This window comes from Spirosoma daeguense (assembly GCF_054776875.1).
The window spans coordinates 340,037-357,735 of sequence record NZ_BAAHBF010000007.1 but is presented as its reverse complement, the minus strand read 5'-3'; the positions used below and the strand labels follow the sequence as shown (position 1 = coordinate 357,735).

Below are 17,699 nucleotides of genomic sequence, written 5' to 3'. Positions count from 1 at the left end.
CACAAATTAACGCAACAAAATTAACGCTTTCTCGGAAAAGCAATAAAAACTTATTATTAATAACTGACAATCAGACATTTGAAAATTCTATAACTTTGAAATATCCAACAATTATAGAAAAAATACTACAGCTTAGACTATAATATTGTAACAGCGCGGCTGCAATTGAGTTTCACCAGTTGAAAACCGTTAAACTTTTCTAACCAATGCTCACAGACCTGCCCAGTTCTCCCGATAATCCTATTCTCATAATTGGTGCCGGCATGACTGGTCTAACCTGCGCCGTTTATCTTAAACAAGCTGGTATAAACGCTATCCTACTCGAAGCCGACAATGCCGTTGGCGGGCGCGTTCGTACCGACGTAGTAGATGGGTTTCGGCTAGATCGGGGGTTCCAAATCTTATTAACAGCGTATCCGGAAGCGCAACGGCTCCTCAATTATGATGCGTTGGATTTACGATGTTTTCGGTCGGGGGCGCTGATACGTCATCAACCGCCGGGTGCTTCGGCCGAGTGGCGAACGTTTCTCAATCCAGCCCGAGAGCCTTCGTCTATTTTTCAAACGCTGGGCTCGCCTGTTGGTACGTTAGGCGATAAAATGCGCTTGCTTGAATTGCTACGTCATACGCAGAGTCTGACGCTCGATGAGTTATTTCGGCAAACTCCTATAACAACTCTTGATTTTTTGCAGGAATTCGGGTTTTCAGAATCCATAATCGAGCAGTTTTTCCGCCCGTTCTTCGGTGGGGTATTTCTGGAAGATGCGCTCACTACGTCGAGCAACTTTTTTTCATTTTGCTTCCGAATGTTCTTCGAAGGTGACGGAGCCTTACCTGCGCAAGGAATGGGCGCCATTCCTGACCAACTAGCCAGCCGACTCGATCCAACTCATATCTGGCTCAATTCGCCCGTATCGCACATTGATGGCACAACTGTTCATCTGACTTCCGGGAAAACAATCAGTGGCAGCAAACTTGTGCTGGCCGTCGATGCTGCTCAGGCAGCTCGCCTTCTTGGTGGAAATGAACCTACAGAACAGTCGTTTACCCATACTACCTGTACGTATTTTGCGGCTAATTCAGACCAATTGGCCATAGAAGAAAATCGCCGGAAGCTATTGATGCTTAATACACATCGAAGTTCTTCCGTACATAACGTTGCCATAGTGAGCGACATTTCTACGGCTTATGCGCCAACTGGCAGATCACTTATTTCGGTCAGTACGCAGCAACTGGAATTAGTTGATGAAGCTACGTTAACGGCCAAAATTCGGCAAGAACTTACGAGCTGGTTCGGCGACAACGTACAAAACTGGCAGCATTTGCGAACGTATCATATTCCTCATGCCCTTCCTGCGTATTCACCCGAAATTGCTGGTATCGACGCGCTACGTCAACCGCTTCAACTAAGTGAAAATATATATCAATGTGGCGATCAAACGGCTTATCCTTCTCTCAATGCAGCCATACAGACGGGGCGGGACGTAGCAGAAATGATTATTGCCAGTCGCTAACTACCCATTCATATACAAACAATTCGCAACTGGCAACTTCACTACGTAGCGCGAATGATGGACTTTACTAAAGCTTAAAAACCCCTAAATCCCCTGAAGAGGACTTTGATCCTGATTAAACAAAGTCCTCTTCAGGGGATTTAGGGGTTTTCAAACAGTTTCTTACATTTTCACAATGCGTTTTGCGGCTGTGCGATCACCAACTCGTATACGTAGCAAATACGTACCAACAGGATAATTATCGAGCGGAATCGATGAATTTACCTGATTAGTTTCCTGCTGGCGAATGGTTTTTCCGTTCATATCGGTCAGTTCCAACGTAGCGGGTTGTATTGCTGATATGCCACGTATCCGAACAGTTAGCGTTGTGGTAGCCGGAACCGGAAACACCTCGACCGCATCAACAAGTAACTGCTCTTCGATACCCAGTAATGGCGTTACAGTAACGGTCGCAACTCGACCAGTTATGCTTCCTGCTCCACAACTATTGCTCACACCGGATAAAACATACGTACTGGTTTTCATCGGCCTGACTTCGAGTGCATATGGACTTGCAGTGGCCTGTACCGTCATTGTTGTTCCTGCCGACGTACTGTCGCGATACGCAAATGTCCAGGGTGCATCACCCGTTAAAACTAGAGTTAATTTAGCCGGTTGCCCTTCATATACCGTTGGATTGCCCGTCAACGTAGCGGTTGCTAGTGGGCGAACGTTCAATACAGTTGGACTAATCCGTCCGTTGATCGGAATTTTCGGATTTGTAGCCACCACACGTACCCAGTAAAAACCTTCAGCGAGGGTATTCGAGAGCAGCCCGCTTACCTGCCCGTTGGCACTCTGGCTCACAGGTACATCAACATAGCTCATTTTTGTGGTATCCGTCTCTACTTTGGCAACCTGCAACTTAAAAACGCTGCCGGGGTTAAATGCACCTGTTGTCTGGAAATTGGTGGTCAGTCGCGAACCGACACATAGCGTTGTCGATGTCAATGCAAGTGTCTGAATTGTTGGAACCAGCACAGTTACAGTTGCGGCAGTGGCTGCGCCTGTTGGCCCAGAGCCGCATTTGTTCATGATTTCCGTTACCTGATACGTAGTGGTTTGCGTTGGCGTAACCAGTATTGTGGTATCTTTCGTAGCCGTTCCCGACAAACCATTCGACAATTTATACTGGTAAGGTCCTACGCCCACAAACGTCAGCTTTAGCGGTACTTCGATTCCAATATTTGCCGTAGTACTGCCGCTCAGGGTTAAGCGTGGCATTGCCTGTACAAATACTTTTATAGGCACTTTCGCACTTTCACAACCATTAACTGTCTGCGTTACGTAGTACACATCACCATCTACTTTTGCCGTTGGTGTAGCGGTTGGTGGTGTTGGGGGTATAGTCGTAACGTTCCCGTTAGGGTCTGTCCATTTCAAATTAGTACCTGTAGCCGAAAGCGCCTGAGGGGCTGTTCCCTGACATACTTCTACAAGTGTTTTTGCAACGGCTGGTAAAGGCGGAGCTACTACGTTGACCTGCAAGCTGGCCTTTGCGCCCTCACATCCATTGACCGTTTGTGTAACGAGTAATGTGTAGGAAGCACCTTTATCGGTATTAATTACGGGGGGTGCTGAGCCGAGTTTAGAACCATCTGAATTATACCAGGTCAGATTTTCACCCGATGCCGATGCGTTTTCAACCGGAGCCGTTGCACAAATAGTTTTCGGGATAACACCCGGTGCCGATGGTAACGCTTTTACAGTTACAGACAGCACAGAACGCGAGCTTTCACAACCTTCGCGGGTTTGGCTTACGTAATAACTTGTTTGCCCAGTCAGGCTGGTGCTGACCGCAGGCGCTATTGACGTACTGGAGCCGCCCGATATATTGGTATACCATAGCAGATTCTGTCCGGCTGCCGTCAGCGATTGAACCGGCGAGTTTTGACAAATTGATACAGGTAATGTTTCGGGAGCCGATGGTCGAGCTTTTGTTTTTACCGCAACAGCGGCACTGGTGGTGCTGGCACAACCCGTTACGTCGATAATGTAAGCCCCGTATGATTCTGTTGATGAAGTCGAACTGGCCGACGTTGGTGAAAATGTATTCGGAACGTTAACAGCCAGCGATGTTACAGCATTCGCGGTTGTTGTTTCCATAAACATTTCTTTAGTTGTTGCCCTGAAAACAACCCAACGTCTTGATTCGCTGGCACTTGCCGCCGTAAAACTGATAACGGTCTGTGTTTCACCTTCGCAGAATTCATAATCAGTTTTTACTGGTGATGGCGCATCAGGTGCTTTACGAACGGTTGCGGTCAATGCGGTTCTTGGCCCTTCACAATTGCCTACTGTCTGACTAACGTAGTACATTTTCGAAGACACAACCGTTGGATCAATCTGGGGAGTTGAACCTAATGGACTTCCGCCCGTTGCTACGTCGTACCAGCGAAGATTTGATCCGTTAGCGGTTAATGTCTGCGCCGGAGTAAACTGACAGACCGATACAATCGGGCTTGCTACGCTGGGAGCAGCCGGCTGATTACTGACAGTAACAGGCAACACTGCCCGCGCACTTTCGCAACCATTGACTACTTGGCTCACGAAAAACGTTTGTTGGCCAGCTATCGACGTATTGACAACTGGCGTTACCGACGTACCTGTACCGCTCGTCGGACCTGTATACCAGAGCAAGTTCGAACCTGTTGCCTGAAGCACAGGCGCCGTCGCACCTTGACAAACACTTACTGACTGCACCGAAGGCGCGCTCGGCACCGATTTCACCGTTACGGTAATTGTTGCACTGGCCGGGCTTCGGCAGGTGTTGGCCGAAACCTGCATCAGTGAGTACGTCAGGGTTCGCGCTATGTCTGTTGGTACGTTAGCAGTGGCCGTGTTTCCGTTGGTCGACGTATTTGTAAGAGCGGGCGTATCACCATAACTCTGCCAGCTTGCCGACAGTCCCGGAGCAATCGTACCGCTAATGGCGAGGCTTGTGCCCACACAAACGCTGTAGCTGGCTTGTGTAACGCTGGGCGCAACTGGCGTTTCCTGTATGTTAACGGTTACGCTGGTGCGTGTGCTTTCGCAACCATTAACTGTCTGACTAACGTAGTATGTTTTAGAACCTACACTAGCCGTGTTCGGGGTTATCATAGCCACGGCGGTTCCACCGGTTGCTACGTCGTACCACTTCAGATTTTGCCCGGTGGCGGTTAATGACGTAGCGGTTGTATTCTGACAGATAGAGACCGTTGCCTGTGGTATAGATGGAGCCAATGGTGTTGGCTGAACTGTAACGCTCACCGCTACACGTGGACTTTCGCAAAACCCTGTAACACTTTGACTTACATGGTACGTAGCAACCCCAACGTTCGATGTTGACACAGTTGGGGCCGCCGGCAATATTGTTGCGCCAGTAGCTGTTGAGTACCAGTTGAGTGTACCGCCAGTTGTTGCTGTTGCCGATACCTGAACGGATGAAGTGCCCTGACAGTACGTTGCTGATGCAACGCCAGGTGCCGTTGCCGTGGGTCGAACCGTTAGCACGGTTGCGCTGGGTGTTCCGGCCAGATCCGGATTTTTCGAAACTATCCGAATTCGATACGTAGTACCCGCTGGTGTGTTTCCCGGAATTGTAGCCCGATACGTTATTTCGTACCGACCCGATGCCGATAAAAACTCTGATGGAATTTCATAATAGCTGCCGCCATTTGAGAGTTCTATACGCATAGACTCGCTGGGAAAATCGCGGAAACCGGTTACGTCGATTGTTGAACCAGGGCAGACCGATGTTAGCGGCAAAGGTTCTGTTGCAAGTGTTGATTGAGCAATTGCCTGCGTCGAAAAGAAGAGTAGTAAACCCATCACGACGGTCGTGTAAAACCTACTCACAGGCCAATTATACACAAGAGACAGTCGTAGTAAACAGTGATTCATATGAAGCAAATAGGGTAGGGAGAATAACCAACATTCAGATTAGTCATCAACACCTCTCCAAATGTCTATTTGCGCCTGAATTTCAGGAATTTACTACGAATTATCAAAATTGGTGCCAAATGTTTTTTAGCGCGAAACAGGAATCGCTGGAGATACCTTATCTAACTATCAGTAAACCAGACATCACCACTATTTACTATAAAACGCTCACCAATTTCCTGTCAAATGAATTCGTCATTAGTTCTCCCGGCAAATGGGTAACAATCTCAGCTTTGAGGGCCTGAATAAGTTTACGCTTCAAAAAACTACGATGCATCACCACACTCACTTCACGAACCGGAACAGGGTCTGAAAATGGGCGTAGTCTGGCCCGGCGCGTAGCATCCATATCAATCGTAGCCAGATAAGGTAATAACGTAAAACCAGCCTGTTTATCGATCAGTTTTATAAGCGTTTCGAGCGAACCCGTTTCGTAACGTAACGCTGTTGCCTTACTGGATTGTCGGTCGGCACCGCACAGGTTCATCACCTGATTCCGAAAACAATGCCCTTCAGTTAGCAACCAAAGCCCATCAGTCGGCAAATCGTTTGGTGATACCGTCGGCTTGTTAAGTAACGGATGTTTATCAGCAGCATAAACTACGAATGGCTCCTGAAAAAGCGGAATTTCGGTGATTCCATTTTCGTCCAGTGGCGTTACAACCAGTCCTACATCGAGCAACCCATTTCGAAGCCGCTCAATAATCTGCTCGGTCACCAATTCCTGCACATGAACGCTTACAGTTGGGTATTTTCCCACAAATTCACCAATGAAATAGGGCAGCAGATAAGGGGCCAGTGTTGGAATAATACCAATGCGAAAATCACCCCGGAAATCTTCTTTCGACTCACTCACAATCTCGGGAATACGTCGGGCAGCCCGTAACACATCACGCGCCTGCGCCAGAATAGCCTGCCCGGTTTCGGTAGGCACAACGGGCTGTTTCGATCGATCGAAAACCAGTACGCCCAGTTCATCTTCCAGTTTCTGAATCTGCATACTCAGCGTGGGCTGTGTTACGTGGCAGGCTTCAGCGGCCGTAGCAAAGTGCCGATACGTATCAACCGCTACAATATAATCGAGTTGTGAAAGCGTCATTTTAAGTACAAAACTGATAGGCTCCGGCTGTCGGTTGTAGCTACGGGATTAGCCGCTATTGCGACTCCGACAGCCGGAGCCTGTCTGGGCCTATTTCAACCATTTCAGCGCATCACCCCTCAGTTGTATTTCTGCCTTCGGCGATACGTTGGGAACAAATGTCTTTATCGATGTATTGTTGAGCTGAATACCGCTCGAATCCTGAACAACAGCACGTAGTAAATTATACTGATCTTCAGTACCCAGCACAGCAAAACTATTCTGGCTCGAGTTAATAGAAAATCCCTTCGAAACACCAAGCTTATTTGTTCGCAGGCGACTGTTTTGCAACGTTATTGACAACGTATCGGTTCCGAAATCAGTTAGCGTCAGTCGGCTGTCTTTTACACGTAGCGACTTCAAATCGGCGATACGTAGCACAACGTGTTTGCTCTTTTCATAATCAGCATCCTCACGCGGAGTACCCTGATAGCCGCTGAATTCGGGTGTAAAACTTACAAACAACGTATCACCCTGCTGTCGAGTTTTGTAAAACTTTGCCTGTTCTGGCTCAATCAATGCCTCGGCTTTATCAGTACTACGTAGCAGCATGATTTCACCAATTGGTGTTCCCTCAATTACGTAGTGTTTCAAGCCTGGCAACGGCCGATGCACAAATGACTGGTACGGATTTTTCCAGTCAATTCTCTGGTATTCCTGTTTGAGTAATACGTCGGTGGCAACCATTCCGGTAAGCGTGACCAGAAGAATTATTGCCAGTAATATATGACTTGTTTTCATGATGAATTATCGGAATGAAGGTCAGGAATAATGAGCCGCTACGAATTGCTCATAGCGTGCTTCTATTTCGGGCAGTTCGATGCCAAGCAGATACAGATTTTTAAAGAAAACAGGTAAGTCGTTTTCCAGAAACTGCTCACGTCGATACGCCCGAATACGCTCAACAGCATCGTCGGTCGGGAAATAGCCGATGCCTCGTTTGTTGGCAATAACCCCTTTCTGACTCAGAAAATCATAGGTTCGCATTACCGTATTCGGGTTCACTTCCAGCTCGGCCGCCAACTCTCGCACCGACAGAATTTTTTCACCAACGGGCCAGCGTCCCAGTAGCACCTGCTCGCTTACGTGCTCGGCAATTTGCAGGTAAATGGCTTGTTTATCTCGAAAATCCATAGCTACACCTCCCTTTCTTTTAGTCGCACATAAGCGGTGATGTACGCCAGAATAGCCACAACGGCAGCCACTGTGTAGCGAATCTGATCGCCAAGCGGCTGCGGTAAATCAATTCTTCGCCAGCCCGACTGATTCGGCCCTTCAACCATAGCCTGTGCAAAAGGGGCAGCCGTACGAATGATCGAATTTCCGGTTAGTAGCTGCATAAACACGCTATTCAGCACGATGCTCAGTAAGAAAACAGCCAATGTCAGCAAAACGCCCAGAGCCATCGTATATCGCCGAACTACAAACGAGACCATCATGTACACTGCGTGAAATATTGCTGTGAGGAGCCACACTAATACAGGAATACTTTCTATCCCGCTGGAGTGATACCAGGGGTTAAGCTTAAAAAGTCCTCCTATTCGGCGTATCTGATCAAGTTGTTCAGGAGTCCAGCTCCGATTGTTTATATAGGCGATTCCAATGGCATCAAACGCCGTAAAAATGATGAGATAGACAGCCAGAAACCCAATACCAGAAATAAACCATAACAATGTGATTTTTTCCAGTTGTGAAGCTGGCTGCATGAGGTAATTAATCGCACGTTCTTTCTGATTGAATACTGTGATCTGCTGCATAATAAATATGTACCAGAGCGCCCAGCCCAGAATTAACAGAAACATATGTCGCTCTCTGTCAACTTCCATTGGATAACTTCGGTAGATAAAAAGGCATAATACGACCAACACGCCTATTAACAGTCCGAGGTTAGCGAGCAGTTGCCCACGATTATCGATAAAATATTTACGTAGTATTCGCCCGAAACGGGTTATTGAAAATAGCTGGTTCATACGTTTGCGGGAGTTAATAGCGAAGAAAATAATTGCTGCATACGTACTGGCTCAGCCTGAACCGCATTGAAAAGTCGCTCCAGATCAAGTCGACTTGGTTCACCCAGCGGATTTTCGGCCACAACGGCATAACCTCCCACGGCTCGTTCACTATATAAAATAGACCGGCTTTTATCTAGTTCGGGCATCATGCCAAACCACAGACGGGATGTAATTTCTTCGACGCTGGCGTTGAGCGCAATGCTACGTTCTGCCAGAATAACAATCGGATCAATAAGGCTTTCGAGGTCGCGAACCTGATGGGTTGAAATAATGACCGTCCGCTGTTCATCAACTGCCCCTGCCACCAATCGCCGAAACTGACTTTTCGACGGAATATCTAAGCCGTTGGTCGGCTCATCCATTAGCAAAACGGCCGTATTTGTGGCCAATCCGAAACCGATGAGCACTTTCTTTTTCTGCCCGTAAGAAAGTTCATTCAGCTTCATATCGTCGGTCAGGCCAAATTCGCGGATGTACCCATTCATTTGTGCCCGGTCGAAGCGGGGATAAAAAGGCGCATTCGACTCCACAAATTGCCGAATACGTACCGACGGCATATAAAACTCTTCGGGAACCAGAAAAATGTTTTCGAGAAAAGCAGGTTTGCGTTCACCTGACAGGTACTCCCCTATTCGAATGGCCCCTGTTTTGGGATAAAGTAATCCAGCCACCAGCCGGAACAAAGTCGATTTGCCAACGCCGTTTGGCCCCAGTAATCCATAAATAGAACCCGGCCTTAGCGTCAGATTCAGGTGCTCATACAGAAGTATGTTCTTCCGATAGCCAAACGACACATTTCGTAATTCGATCATGCGCTATAGTGTATTAGATAAATAGTACACTGCAATACTAAGCAGAATTATGAATTGAAGTCAAGCTTTTAACAATTTTTTTGAGCAAAAAAAAAACCTTCCGGTTTGGAAGGCTTCTGTATAATCAGCTATTAACCAGCTTACTGGTCAGTAGTTTTTTTCTCTTTCTTCATCTCTTTATGCTCTTTCTTCATTTCTTTGGCCGCATCTGCTTTCGCATCATCTCCTTCTTTCTTGGCCTCTTTCTTCATCATTTTAGCTTCCTGCTTCATTTTTTTGTGCTCCATTTTGGCATCTTTTTTCATATCATCCTGCGCAAAAGCCGCACTTGATGCCAACATACCAGCAATAGCAACTATCATTAACTTTTTCATGGTTTTTCTTCGTTAAGTAAAACACAAATTTGTTAGTTCAATAATAGTAACTCCCTATAGACTATAAAGGTTATTAAAGTTTTATTAACAAAAAACCCGCAGCTAGTGCGGGCTCGTTGTTATTCATTGTAGTTTCAGACTACTTATTCTCTTTTGGCGGTTTTATTTTTTTTGCCTTTACGCCCGTCTCACCACCTTCCCGCACACTGCTGGTATTATCCGTTTTGGTCGGAATCGGGCTCGGACTAACGGCCGGACTTGGCGAATTACTGCCAGCGCCTGCATTCTGATCTAACGTAGTACCGGTTCCAACGGTCGGGTTTGTCTGGTTGTTGCTGTTACGTGGCAGCGAATTTTGCGGCACACCCGTCGATGTTGTACTACTTGATGCATCACCAGCAGTAGTATTGTACTGTTCAGGCGATTGCCCAGTTCCAGAACCCTGTGTGGTCGATAAAGTTGAATTTCCGGCCGGTTTTTGATTCGTGTTACGTTGCTGAGCCACAACCGAACCTGCGGTCAGGATCATCAACGAAAACATACCTAGTACGTATTTCATAGCTGTTGAGTGTTATATGTTTCTTATATAACACTGCATAACCCGAGTAGTTTACAGGAATATATGAATACGTATCAACTCAACTCACAACTCAGACTGCTACGTTAAACTCCGACGTAAGGTGGAACTGAATATCTGGATTGTTCTGCTGATTCATACGTAGCATCCAGTCCGATTCGGCCAGAAACACAGGCTGACCGTCTTTATCGTAGCCAATCTGGTTGCCTTTCAGACGGATAAACTCAGCCAATTTTGCCGGATTATCAGACGTAATCCAGCAGGCTTTGGTATAATTCAATGGTACCCAGCGACATTTTGCACCATATTCGTTCTCCAGACGATACTGAATCACTTCAAATTGCAGTTCGCCAACGGTCCCAACGATTTTCCGATTTCCTAACTCAAGCGTAAATAACTGAGCTACGCCCTCGTCGGTCAACTGCTGAATACCTTTATCCAACTGTTTCGATTTCATTGGATCGAGGTTGATCAGTTCCTTGAAAATTTCGGGCGAAAAACTCGGAATTCCCTGATATTGTAAGTCTTCGCCTTCGGTCAACGTATCGCCGATCTTGAACGTACCCGTATCGTAAAGTCCTACTACGTCGCCCGGAAATCCTTCTTCTACTACGCTCTTGCTGTCAGCCATAAAGCTGAATGGGCTGGCAAACCGAACATTTTTATCGAGCCGCGTATGGTGGTAAAACTTGTTACGTTCGAACACGCCCGAGCAGATACGCATGAACGCAATCCGGTCGCGGTGGCGAGGGTCGAGGTTGGCGTGAATTTTAAAGACGAATCCGCTGAAATTTTTCTCTTCCGGAAATACTTCCCGTTTGTCCGTTTGCCGGGCAATCGGCTCTGGCGAAATTCCGCAGAAACCTTCCAGCAATTCTTTCACACCAAAATTATTAACCGCTGATCCGAAAAATACCGGAGCCAGTTTTCCGTCGAGATAGGCCTGTCGGTCAAACGTATCATACACGCCTTCAATAAGTTCTACGTCTTCCCGAAGCTGAGCCGCATCGCGGTCACCTACTTTCTGATCGAGTAGTGAATCTTGTAGCTCAATCGGCAGTACGTCGTCTTCTACTTTGGTTTTGTTGACCTTGAAGAAATATAACTTTTTTTCGATGAGGCTGTAAACGCCCTTAAAGTCGGCGCCCATGTTTACGGGCCAGGTCATTGGTCGAACGCGGATATTCAGCTTTTCTTCCAGTTCATCGAGCAGATCGAACGGATTTTGCCCTTCGCGGTCGAGTTTATTGATAAAAATAATTACCGGCGTATCGCGCATCCGGCATACTTCCATCAATCGTTCGGTCTGTTCCTCAACGCCTTTCACGCAGTCAATTACCAGAATCACACTATCAACAGCCGTGAGTGTACGATACGTATCTTCTGCAAAATCTTTGTGGCCGGGCGTATCGAGTATATTAATTTTCAGATTATCATATTCAAACGTCATCACCGACGTAGCAACGGAGATACCGCGTTGCTTTTCGATCTCCATGAAATCGGACGTAGCAGTTTTCTTGATTTTGTTTGATTTAACGGCCCCTGCCGTTTGAATGGCCCCCCCGAACAGTAGCAGTTTTTCGGTGAGCGTTGTTTTCCCGGCATCGGGGTGACTAATGATGGCGAACGTCCGCCGACGAGCGGTTTCTGCCTGTATATTCGTTTGCATTATTCTCAGAATCAGAATACAAATATAGTGATAAGTGATGAGAGATAAGTGATGAGTTTGCTGGCTCTAGTGTTTATTGGTGCGTCAGCAAACTCATCACCTATCTCTCATCACCGCACGGGCGGCCCCGTTATCACTTACAAGAAAGCCCACATCAGCAATGCCCAGCCAACAATCATGGCCAGTCCGCCAATGGGTGTAATGGCGCCTAGCCACGTAACGCCTGTGAAGCAAAGAATGTACAATGAACCGGAGAAAATAAGTACGCCCCCTAGAAATGAATAGCCCGACCAACTAAGCAATTTCACCATCGTCGCGTTATTGCCGAACAGATTCAACAAGATACCGATCAATACGAGAGCCAATGCATGATAGAATTGATATTTAACGGCAGTCTCGAACGTAGCAGTGCGACCTGTAGATTCGAGCATGGTACGTAGTGCATGTGCTCCAAATGCGCCGATCGCTACGCCTAACAAACCTAATACAGCACCTGCCTGAATAAAGAATTTCATCTGAACTGATATTTTCAGGATTAAAAAGATTGGCAAGATTAGTTGTCAGTAAAGCAGAATCCAAAATCCTGTAAATCTTTTTAATCCTGAAAATACCAGTTCAGAAATCTAGCTTAATCTATGAAGTTGCTAAATTCTACTCCCAAAAATAGCACTTCCAACACGTACCATTGTACTGCCTTCTTCAACCGCCAGTTCATAATCGCCACTCATTCCCATCGACAATTCGCTAAATGATACGTTGGGTTGCTGGCGGGTTGATAGCTTTTCGTAGAGTTGTTTCAGCCCGCGAAACTCCTGCCGAACCTGATCCTCATCCGACGTATTGGTAGCTAGGCCCATCAACCCAACGATACGTACGTTGGGTAATGGATTTTCTTTTAACGTATCCAGTAAGGTTTCGGCCTCCTCGGGCGAGAGACCAAATTTCGTCTCTTCATCAGCAATATAGATTTGCAACAGGCAATCAATAACGCGATTGTTCCGGGCCGCCTGTTTGTTAATTTCCTGCAGGAGTTTCAAACTATCGACTGCCTGTATCATAGAAACAAAAGGCGCGATATATTTCACCTTATTTGTCTGTAGGTGACCAATTAAATGCCATTCTACATCGGCCGGAAGCTGCGGCTGTTTGTCAACCATCTCCTGCACTTTATTTTCTCCAAACCGCCGACAACCCGCTTCATAAGCTTCCTGAATCAGATTGATAGGTTTGGTTTTGGTAACCGCAATTAGTTTTGCCTTACCGGATAGAGAATCGTCAATCTGTCGAATAGAGTCAGCAATCATCGTATGTCAGAAAGTAGCTTTATCGCTACAGCGTATTATTATTGTGCAAAGATAGGTTTGAGAACTTCGCAGAAACACGTAGTTTTTGGCCAGAATTTGCGTTTAATAATCCAATCAACACAATATTTCATCTAATGCATTGGTTTTGGTAACAATGTCAACCAAATCCATACATGTAGAAAAACTTATGGAACCCAGACCGCAACCCAATAATAACAGTCGTAGTTTTTTAGTAGTCGCCTTATTAATTCTGGCCGCCTTAAATATCCTGTTAATTTACTTTTATTATCAGGAACGTCAGGACAACAAAACCAAAGATGCCACCATTGCGGCCAAAACCGAAGAGGTTTTAATTGCCAAAACAAAGCTGGACTCCATTTCGGCCCAACTAGACGTAAAAATCGCTGAAATTCAGCGGCTGGGCGGCAGCGTGGATTCGCTGATGAAAGTAAAATCACAGCTCGAGACCGATAAACGGGAACTACGTAACGTGACCTCGTTCGACAGTAAAAAATACGATCAGAAGATTCGCAATTATCAGAATCTTCTGGCTCAGAAAGACCAGGAAATTGCGCGCCTGAAAGAAGAGAATGGCGTATTGACGCAGCAGAATGAAGCCCTTACTCAGGAAAATTCTGGCTTAAAAGCCGAGAAACAAAGCCTAAGCGATTCGGTAGCTTCTGTAGCTTCCAAAAATCAGGAATTAGCTGAAAAAGTAACGATTGCGGCTGCGTTACGTGCCGAAAATATTGTCGTAAATGCCTTGAATGCACGCGGTAAAGAAAGTGATGGCGGTACGTACAAAGCCAAACGTATCGACAAGCTACGTATCTCGGTACGGCTTGCCCCCAATGGCTTGGCAAAGCAGGAAGAAAAACAAATGTATCTGCGTATTCTCGACCCCAACGGGGCAATCATTGCAGACATGGCAACGGGCTCGGGAGAGTTTACCTATGGTGGACAGGGCACGATTTATACGGCTACGCAACGGTTCAACTTCGACAACAGCCGCCAGCAGGTCGACTTCATTTTTGGCCGGGGAGGTCAACGGTTCAATGAAGGTCGCCATGCGGTCGAAATCTATTGTGAAGGCTTCCGCATCGGCGAAGGCGAGTTTACGGTTAAATAGACTGGTGTAGTTATAAAGTTATAGGGTTGTACGGTTATAAAGTTTACGTAATAAAGTGCGTACAGACTCTATAACCGTACAACCCTGTAACTTTATAACTACACAACCATACAACTATACAACTTTCTTCTTACCTTTGCGCCCTCATTTCAAACCAATTGCAAAAAATGTTTTTGAATAACTACGAAACGGTGTTCATTTTAACTCCCGTTTTATCTGATGCTCAGATGAAGGACGCCGTTGACAAGTTCCGGAAAGTGCTCACCGACAATGGTGCCGAGCTTGTTCACGAAGATAACATGGGCCTACGTAAGCTGGCCTATACGATTCAGCACAAAAATACGGGTTACTATCAACTCTTCGAGTTCAAGGCTCCCGGTACAATCATCGAGAAACTCAACACCGAGTATCTTCGTGATGAACGTATTATCCGTCACCTGACGATTTCGCTCGATAAGCACGCTGTGGCTTATAACGATAAGAAACGGAATGGATTAGTGGGTAAGAAAAAACAAACCGAAAACGCCTGATAAACCCCGTCAACCATGAGCTTACAGAACGAATCTGTCTCGAAAACCGAGAACCGCAAAAAATACGACCGCTTCAAGAAAGCCGGCATCAAATACATCGACTACAAAGACGGTAACTTCCTGCTGAAGTTGCTGAACGAACAGGGTAAAATTCTGCCCCGTCGGCTCACCGGCACGAGTCTGAAAAACCAGCGCAAAGTGGCCCAGGCTGTCAAACGCGCTCGTCATTTAGCCATCCTGCCATACGTAGGAGATTCTTTAAAATAAATCGGACCACCGATGTGGTTGTAAAGTCGTAAAGTTAGTAAGTTATATAGTTCCAGCCGGAACGTATTAACGCTATAACCTTACAACCCTACAACCCTACAACTTCTTAAAAATGGATATCATTTTAAAAACCGATATTGCCGGCCTGGGCTATAAAAACGACACCGTTACGGTGAAGCCCGGTTACGGTCGCAATTACCTGATTCCCCAGGGATTTGCAATGATGGCAACCAGCTCGAACAAGAAAATCGTTGCTGAAAACATCCGTCAGGCTGCTCACAAAGCCGAAAAACTAAGAAATGATGCTCAGGCAACTGCCGACGCTATCGGCGATATTACGCTGACTATTCCAGCAAAAGCTGGCGATAGCGGACGTATCTTCGGTCGTGTTACCAACACGCAGGTATCTGAAGCACTTCGCGAAAAAGGTTTCGAAGTAGACCGGAAAAAAATTACGGTTGAAGACGTAAAAACGCTTGGTACCTACGAAGCTTCGCTTGATTTACACAAAGATGTAAAGCACAAAGTGAAGTTCGAAGTTGTATCGGCCGAGTAATTCGCCAATCCGCTTACCCAAAACCGACTGGTACGTCAGCAGACGAAACCAGTCGGTTTTTTTGTTAGATTTGGGTAAACGAAAATGAATTTATGGCTATACTGGGTTTAGACCAATTATTGGATGCGCCTAATCTGAAATTGCTCATACAGCAGGCTGAGGTTGTGCTACGTGACGAAACCCGGCAACGGCAACAGTTTTATGATTGGGTAAATGAAGACCACAAGGCAGAGTTCATCAATGGAGCAATTGTCATGCATTCGCCTGTCAAAGAACGGCATTGGACGGCTGTTGGGAATCTTTATAGTTTACTTAGAGCTTACGTAATCAAGCATAAACTAGGACGTGTTGCTTCTGAAAAAGCGATGGTTTCGCTGACACGTAATGATTACGAACCTGACATTTGTTTCTGGACAGCAGTTCGTGCGCAGGCGTTTGACAGTGAAATGATGCAATTTCCAGCGCCTGATCTAGTCGTTGAAGTACTTTCGCGAAGTACCGAAAAAATAGATCGGGGCATAAAATATGACGATTATGCGGCACATGGTGTTCAGGAATACTGGATCATAGACACCCAGAAACAAACCATTGAACAGTACGTTTTAGATTTGGATTTCCAGACATTCGCTCAGGAAACGGTAGTTAAATCAGGGCAGGAAATTTCTTCGAAAACAATTGCAGGCTTTCGGATTCCGGCGGCAGCAATCTTTAACGAAACTATTAGTAACGAAGCTCTCATATCAATCATTACTAATTGATTTTCAAAGTTATACGCATATAACATTTTTACAAAAAGCGGACCTAAATAGGCTGCTTTTTTGTTAATAAGGTATGCTGTTTCATACCGAATTTTCGCCCGAACCACTACCCTATCGCATTGGCTTAACTAGCCAAATTGTGACCATTGGCTCCTGCTTTGCCGACGTAATGGGACGCCGACTCGCCGACCATAAACTGGACGTACTGAACAACCCGTTTGGCACTATTTTTAACCCAACATCCATCGCCAAATTGCTGACGATGGCATTTCAGGGAACTTCGCCCGACGAGAATCGCTACGTTGAACGTAATGGTATATGGTTTCATTACGATTTTCATTCATCATTATGGGCCGAAAATCGCGATGAGCTACGTAGTATTCTGGTAAAAAGGTTATCCGAAACAGCCGAAGCGATCCAACAAGCTGATTTTCTCTTTCTTACGCTTGGTTCAGCTATCGTGTACAGACATATTGAAACCGGAAAGGTGGTTGCTAACTGTCATAAAATGCCGGGAACACTTTTCGAGAAGTATCTGTATCAGATCGACCATCTGCGCGACGATATGAATCGGTTACTGAAAATACTGCACAAGGTCAATCCGAAATTGAAGATATTATTAACTGTTAGTCCGGTACGTCATACGCGTGATACGTTGCCGCTCAATAGTGCGAGTAAATCAACGCTACGTGTACTGGCGCACGAATTGACCGTCTGGAACAATTGGGTGATGTATTTTCCGGCTTTTGAACTGATGATAGACGACCTGCGGGATTATCGGTTTTATGAAGCAGACCTGATTCATCCAAATGCACAGGCGCACGACTATATTTTTGAAAAATTCGCCGAAACTGCGTTTGATGCCGGGCTTTGCGATTTTATTAATGAATGGGCGCAGTTACGTAAATCAATGGCACATAGGCCACTTTATGGCGATAAAAGCCCCGCACATCAGCAGTTTTTAGCAAAATTAGTAACGCAATTGGAAGCCTTATCAAAACGTGTTGACGTATCGGCGGAACTGGCAGAGGTGCGAAGGCGTTTAGAAAAATGTATACTGGCTAATGTATGATGAGAAATGGCTTAAAGGCTGTTT

General features: G+C 46.0%; 18 protein-coding genes. 7 read left to right on the top strand and 11 right to left on the bottom strand.

All coding sequences use genetic code 11. The features are described 5' to 3' along the window. The first annotated feature begins 206 nt into the window (after window positions 1-206). Entirely contained in the window at window positions 207-1,514 is a 1,308-nt protein-coding gene (locus ACYVD4_RS23115; RefSeq protein WP_460949778.1) for a protoporphyrinogen/coproporphyrinogen oxidase, read from the top strand. 162 nt (window positions 1,515-1,676) lie between these two features. Here the strand turns inward: ACYVD4_RS23115 and ACYVD4_RS23110 are convergent, their stop codons facing one another. The 11 genes from ACYVD4_RS23110 to ACYVD4_RS23060 form a co-directional block, all read right to left on the bottom strand. Further along, the gene (locus tag ACYVD4_RS23110) at window positions 1,677-5,366 is read right to left on the bottom strand and encodes an Ig-like domain-containing protein (protein ID WP_460949776.1); all 3,690 of its coding nucleotides are present in this window, start codon (window positions 5,364-5,366) and stop codon (window positions 1,677-1,679) included. A gap of 268 nt (window positions 5,367-5,634) precedes the next feature. Beyond that, the gene (locus ACYVD4_RS23105; protein WP_460949774.1) at window positions 5,635-6,576 is read right to left on the bottom strand and encodes a LysR substrate-binding domain-containing protein; all 942 of its coding nucleotides are present in this window, start codon (window positions 6,574-6,576) and stop codon (window positions 5,635-5,637) included. Between the two features lie 90 nt (window positions 6,577-6,666). After that, window positions 6,667-7,356 carry a hypothetical protein gene (locus ACYVD4_RS23100; protein ID WP_460949772.1) on the bottom strand — a complete coding sequence of 230 codons (690 nt, stop codon included), beginning with the start codon at window positions 7,354-7,356 and terminating at the stop codon, window positions 6,667-6,669. Window positions 7,357-7,377: 21 nt separating this feature from the next. Then, the gene (locus ACYVD4_RS23095; RefSeq protein ID WP_460949770.1) at window positions 7,378-7,749 is read right to left on the bottom strand and encodes a GntR family transcriptional regulator; all 372 of its coding nucleotides are present in this window, start codon (window positions 7,747-7,749) and stop codon (window positions 7,378-7,380) included. 2 nt (window positions 7,750-7,751) lie between these two features. Next, window positions 7,752-8,585, bottom strand: coding sequence for a hypothetical protein (locus ACYVD4_RS23090; protein ID WP_460949769.1), 834 nt, complete (start codon window positions 8,583-8,585; stop codon window positions 7,752-7,754). Beyond that, window positions 8,582-9,439 carry an ABC transporter ATP-binding protein gene (locus ACYVD4_RS23085; protein ID WP_460949767.1) on the bottom strand — a complete coding sequence of 286 codons (858 nt, stop codon included), beginning with the start codon at window positions 9,437-9,439 and terminating at the stop codon, window positions 8,582-8,584. The genes ACYVD4_RS23090 and ACYVD4_RS23085 overlap by 4 nt, the downstream gene beginning before the upstream one ends. A 140-nt stretch (window positions 9,440-9,579) precedes the next feature. Beyond that, on the bottom strand, window positions 9,580-9,813 hold the full coding sequence (locus ACYVD4_RS23080) for a hypothetical protein (RefSeq protein ID WP_460949765.1): 234 nt from the start codon (window positions 9,811-9,813) through the stop codon (window positions 9,580-9,582). Between the two features lie 139 nt (window positions 9,814-9,952). Further along, a complete protein-coding gene (locus ACYVD4_RS23075; protein ID WP_460949763.1) occupies window positions 9,953-10,372 on the bottom strand; it encodes a hypothetical protein in 420 nt (139 codons plus the stop codon). 91 nt (window positions 10,373-10,463) lie between these two features. Continuing rightward, window positions 10,464-12,059 carry a peptide chain release factor 3 gene (locus tag ACYVD4_RS23070; protein WP_460949761.1) on the bottom strand — a complete coding sequence of 532 codons (1,596 nt, stop codon included), beginning with the start codon at window positions 12,057-12,059 and terminating at the stop codon, window positions 10,464-10,466. Window positions 12,060-12,196: 137 nt separating this feature from the next. Continuing rightward, on the bottom strand, window positions 12,197-12,574 hold the full coding sequence (locus tag ACYVD4_RS23065; protein ID WP_460949760.1) for a DUF423 domain-containing protein: 378 nt from the start codon (window positions 12,572-12,574) through the stop codon (window positions 12,197-12,199). A 129-nt stretch (window positions 12,575-12,703) separates the two neighbouring features. Continuing rightward, window positions 12,704-13,363: a YggS family pyridoxal phosphate-dependent enzyme gene (locus tag ACYVD4_RS23060; RefSeq protein ID WP_460949758.1), complete on the bottom strand. Its 660-nt coding sequence runs from the start codon at window positions 13,361-13,363 to the stop codon at window positions 12,704-12,706. 187 nt (window positions 13,364-13,550) lie between these two features. Between ACYVD4_RS23060 and ACYVD4_RS23055 the strand changes: the two genes are divergently transcribed. The 6 genes from ACYVD4_RS23055 to ACYVD4_RS23030 all read left to right on the top strand — a co-directional run bounded on the left by ACYVD4_RS23055 (window position 13,551) and on the right by ACYVD4_RS23030 (window position 17,675). Then, the gene (locus ACYVD4_RS23055) at window positions 13,551-14,492 is read left to right on the top strand and encodes a hypothetical protein (protein WP_460949756.1); all 942 of its coding nucleotides are present in this window, start codon (window positions 13,551-13,553) and stop codon (window positions 14,490-14,492) included. A 167-nt stretch (window positions 14,493-14,659) separates the two neighbouring features. Next, complete coding sequence (gene rpsF, locus ACYVD4_RS23050) at window positions 14,660-15,022, top strand: 30S ribosomal protein S6 (protein WP_460949754.1); 363 nt, start codon at window positions 14,660-14,662, stop codon at window positions 15,020-15,022. 15 nt (window positions 15,023-15,037) lie between these two features. Then, a complete protein-coding gene (gene rpsR, locus ACYVD4_RS23045; protein ID WP_012925715.1) occupies window positions 15,038-15,289 on the top strand; it encodes a 30S ribosomal protein S18 in 252 nt (83 codons plus the stop codon). A gap of 112 nt (window positions 15,290-15,401) precedes the next feature. Further along, entirely contained in the window at window positions 15,402-15,845 is a 444-nt protein-coding gene (gene rplI, locus ACYVD4_RS23040; protein ID WP_460949753.1) for a 50S ribosomal protein L9, read from the top strand. 92 nt (window positions 15,846-15,937) lie between these two features. Beyond that, on the top strand, window positions 15,938-16,603 hold the full coding sequence (locus ACYVD4_RS23035) for a Uma2 family endonuclease (protein WP_460949751.1): 666 nt from the start codon (window positions 15,938-15,940) through the stop codon (window positions 16,601-16,603). A gap of 73 nt (window positions 16,604-16,676) precedes the next feature. Continuing rightward, entirely contained in the window at window positions 16,677-17,675 is a 999-nt protein-coding gene (locus ACYVD4_RS23030; RefSeq protein ID WP_460949749.1) for a GSCFA domain-containing protein, read from the top strand. Window positions 17,676-17,699: the final 24 nt, after the last annotated feature.

Excerpts from the sequence above, each read along its gene's own strand:
- rpsR (WP_012925715.1), top strand. The coding sequence starts at position 15,038 with ATGAGCTTACAGAACGAATCTGTCTCGAAAACCGAGAACCGCAAAAAA.
- ACYVD4_RS23060 (WP_460949758.1), bottom strand. The coding sequence starts at position 13,363 with ATGATTGCTGACTCTATTCGACAGATTGACGATTCTCTATCCGGTAAG.
- ACYVD4_RS23110 (WP_460949776.1), bottom strand. The coding sequence starts at position 5,366 with ATGGGTTTACTACTCTTCTTTTCGACGCAGGCAATTGCTCAATCAACA.
- ACYVD4_RS23030 (WP_460949749.1), top strand. The coding sequence starts at position 16,677 with ATGCTGTTTCATACCGAATTTTCGCCCGAACCACTACCCTATCGCATT.
- ACYVD4_RS23065 (WP_460949760.1), bottom strand. The coding sequence starts at position 12,574 with ATGAAATTCTTTATTCAGGCAGGTGCTGTATTAGGTTTGTTAGGCGTA.
- ACYVD4_RS23070 (WP_460949761.1), bottom strand. The coding sequence starts at position 12,059 with ATGCAAACGAATATACAGGCAGAAACCGCTCGTCGGCGGACGTTCGCC.
- ACYVD4_RS23075 (WP_460949763.1), bottom strand. The coding sequence starts at position 10,372 with ATGAAATACGTACTAGGTATGTTTTCGTTGATGATCCTGACCGCAGGT.
- ACYVD4_RS23085 (WP_460949767.1), bottom strand. The coding sequence starts at position 9,439 with ATGATCGAATTACGAAATGTGTCGTTTGGCTATCGGAAGAACATACTT.
- ACYVD4_RS23080 (WP_460949765.1), bottom strand. The coding sequence starts at position 9,813 with ATGAAAAAGTTAATGATAGTTGCTATTGCTGGTATGTTGGCATCAAGT.
- ACYVD4_RS23035 (WP_460949751.1), top strand. The coding sequence starts at position 15,938 with ATGGCTATACTGGGTTTAGACCAATTATTGGATGCGCCTAATCTGAAA.
- ACYVD4_RS23105 (WP_460949774.1), bottom strand. The coding sequence starts at position 6,576 with ATGACGCTTTCACAACTCGATTATATTGTAGCGGTTGATACGTATCGG.
- rpsF (WP_460949754.1), top strand. The coding sequence starts at position 14,660 with ATGTTTTTGAATAACTACGAAACGGTGTTCATTTTAACTCCCGTTTTA.
- ACYVD4_RS23095 (WP_460949770.1), bottom strand. The coding sequence starts at position 7,749 with ATGGATTTTCGAGATAAACAAGCCATTTACCTGCAAATTGCCGAGCAC.
- ACYVD4_RS23055 (WP_460949756.1), top strand. The coding sequence starts at position 13,551 with ATGGAACCCAGACCGCAACCCAATAATAACAGTCGTAGTTTTTTAGTA.
- ACYVD4_RS23090 (WP_460949769.1), bottom strand. The coding sequence starts at position 8,585 with ATGAACCAGCTATTTTCAATAACCCGTTTCGGGCGAATACTACGTAAA.
- ACYVD4_RS23100 (WP_460949772.1), bottom strand. The coding sequence starts at position 7,356 with ATGAAAACAAGTCATATATTACTGGCAATAATTCTTCTGGTCACGCTT.
- ACYVD4_RS23115 (WP_460949778.1), top strand. The coding sequence starts at position 207 with ATGCTCACAGACCTGCCCAGTTCTCCCGATAATCCTATTCTCATAATT.
- rplI (WP_460949753.1), top strand. The coding sequence starts at position 15,402 with ATGGATATCATTTTAAAAACCGATATTGCCGGCCTGGGCTATAAAAAC.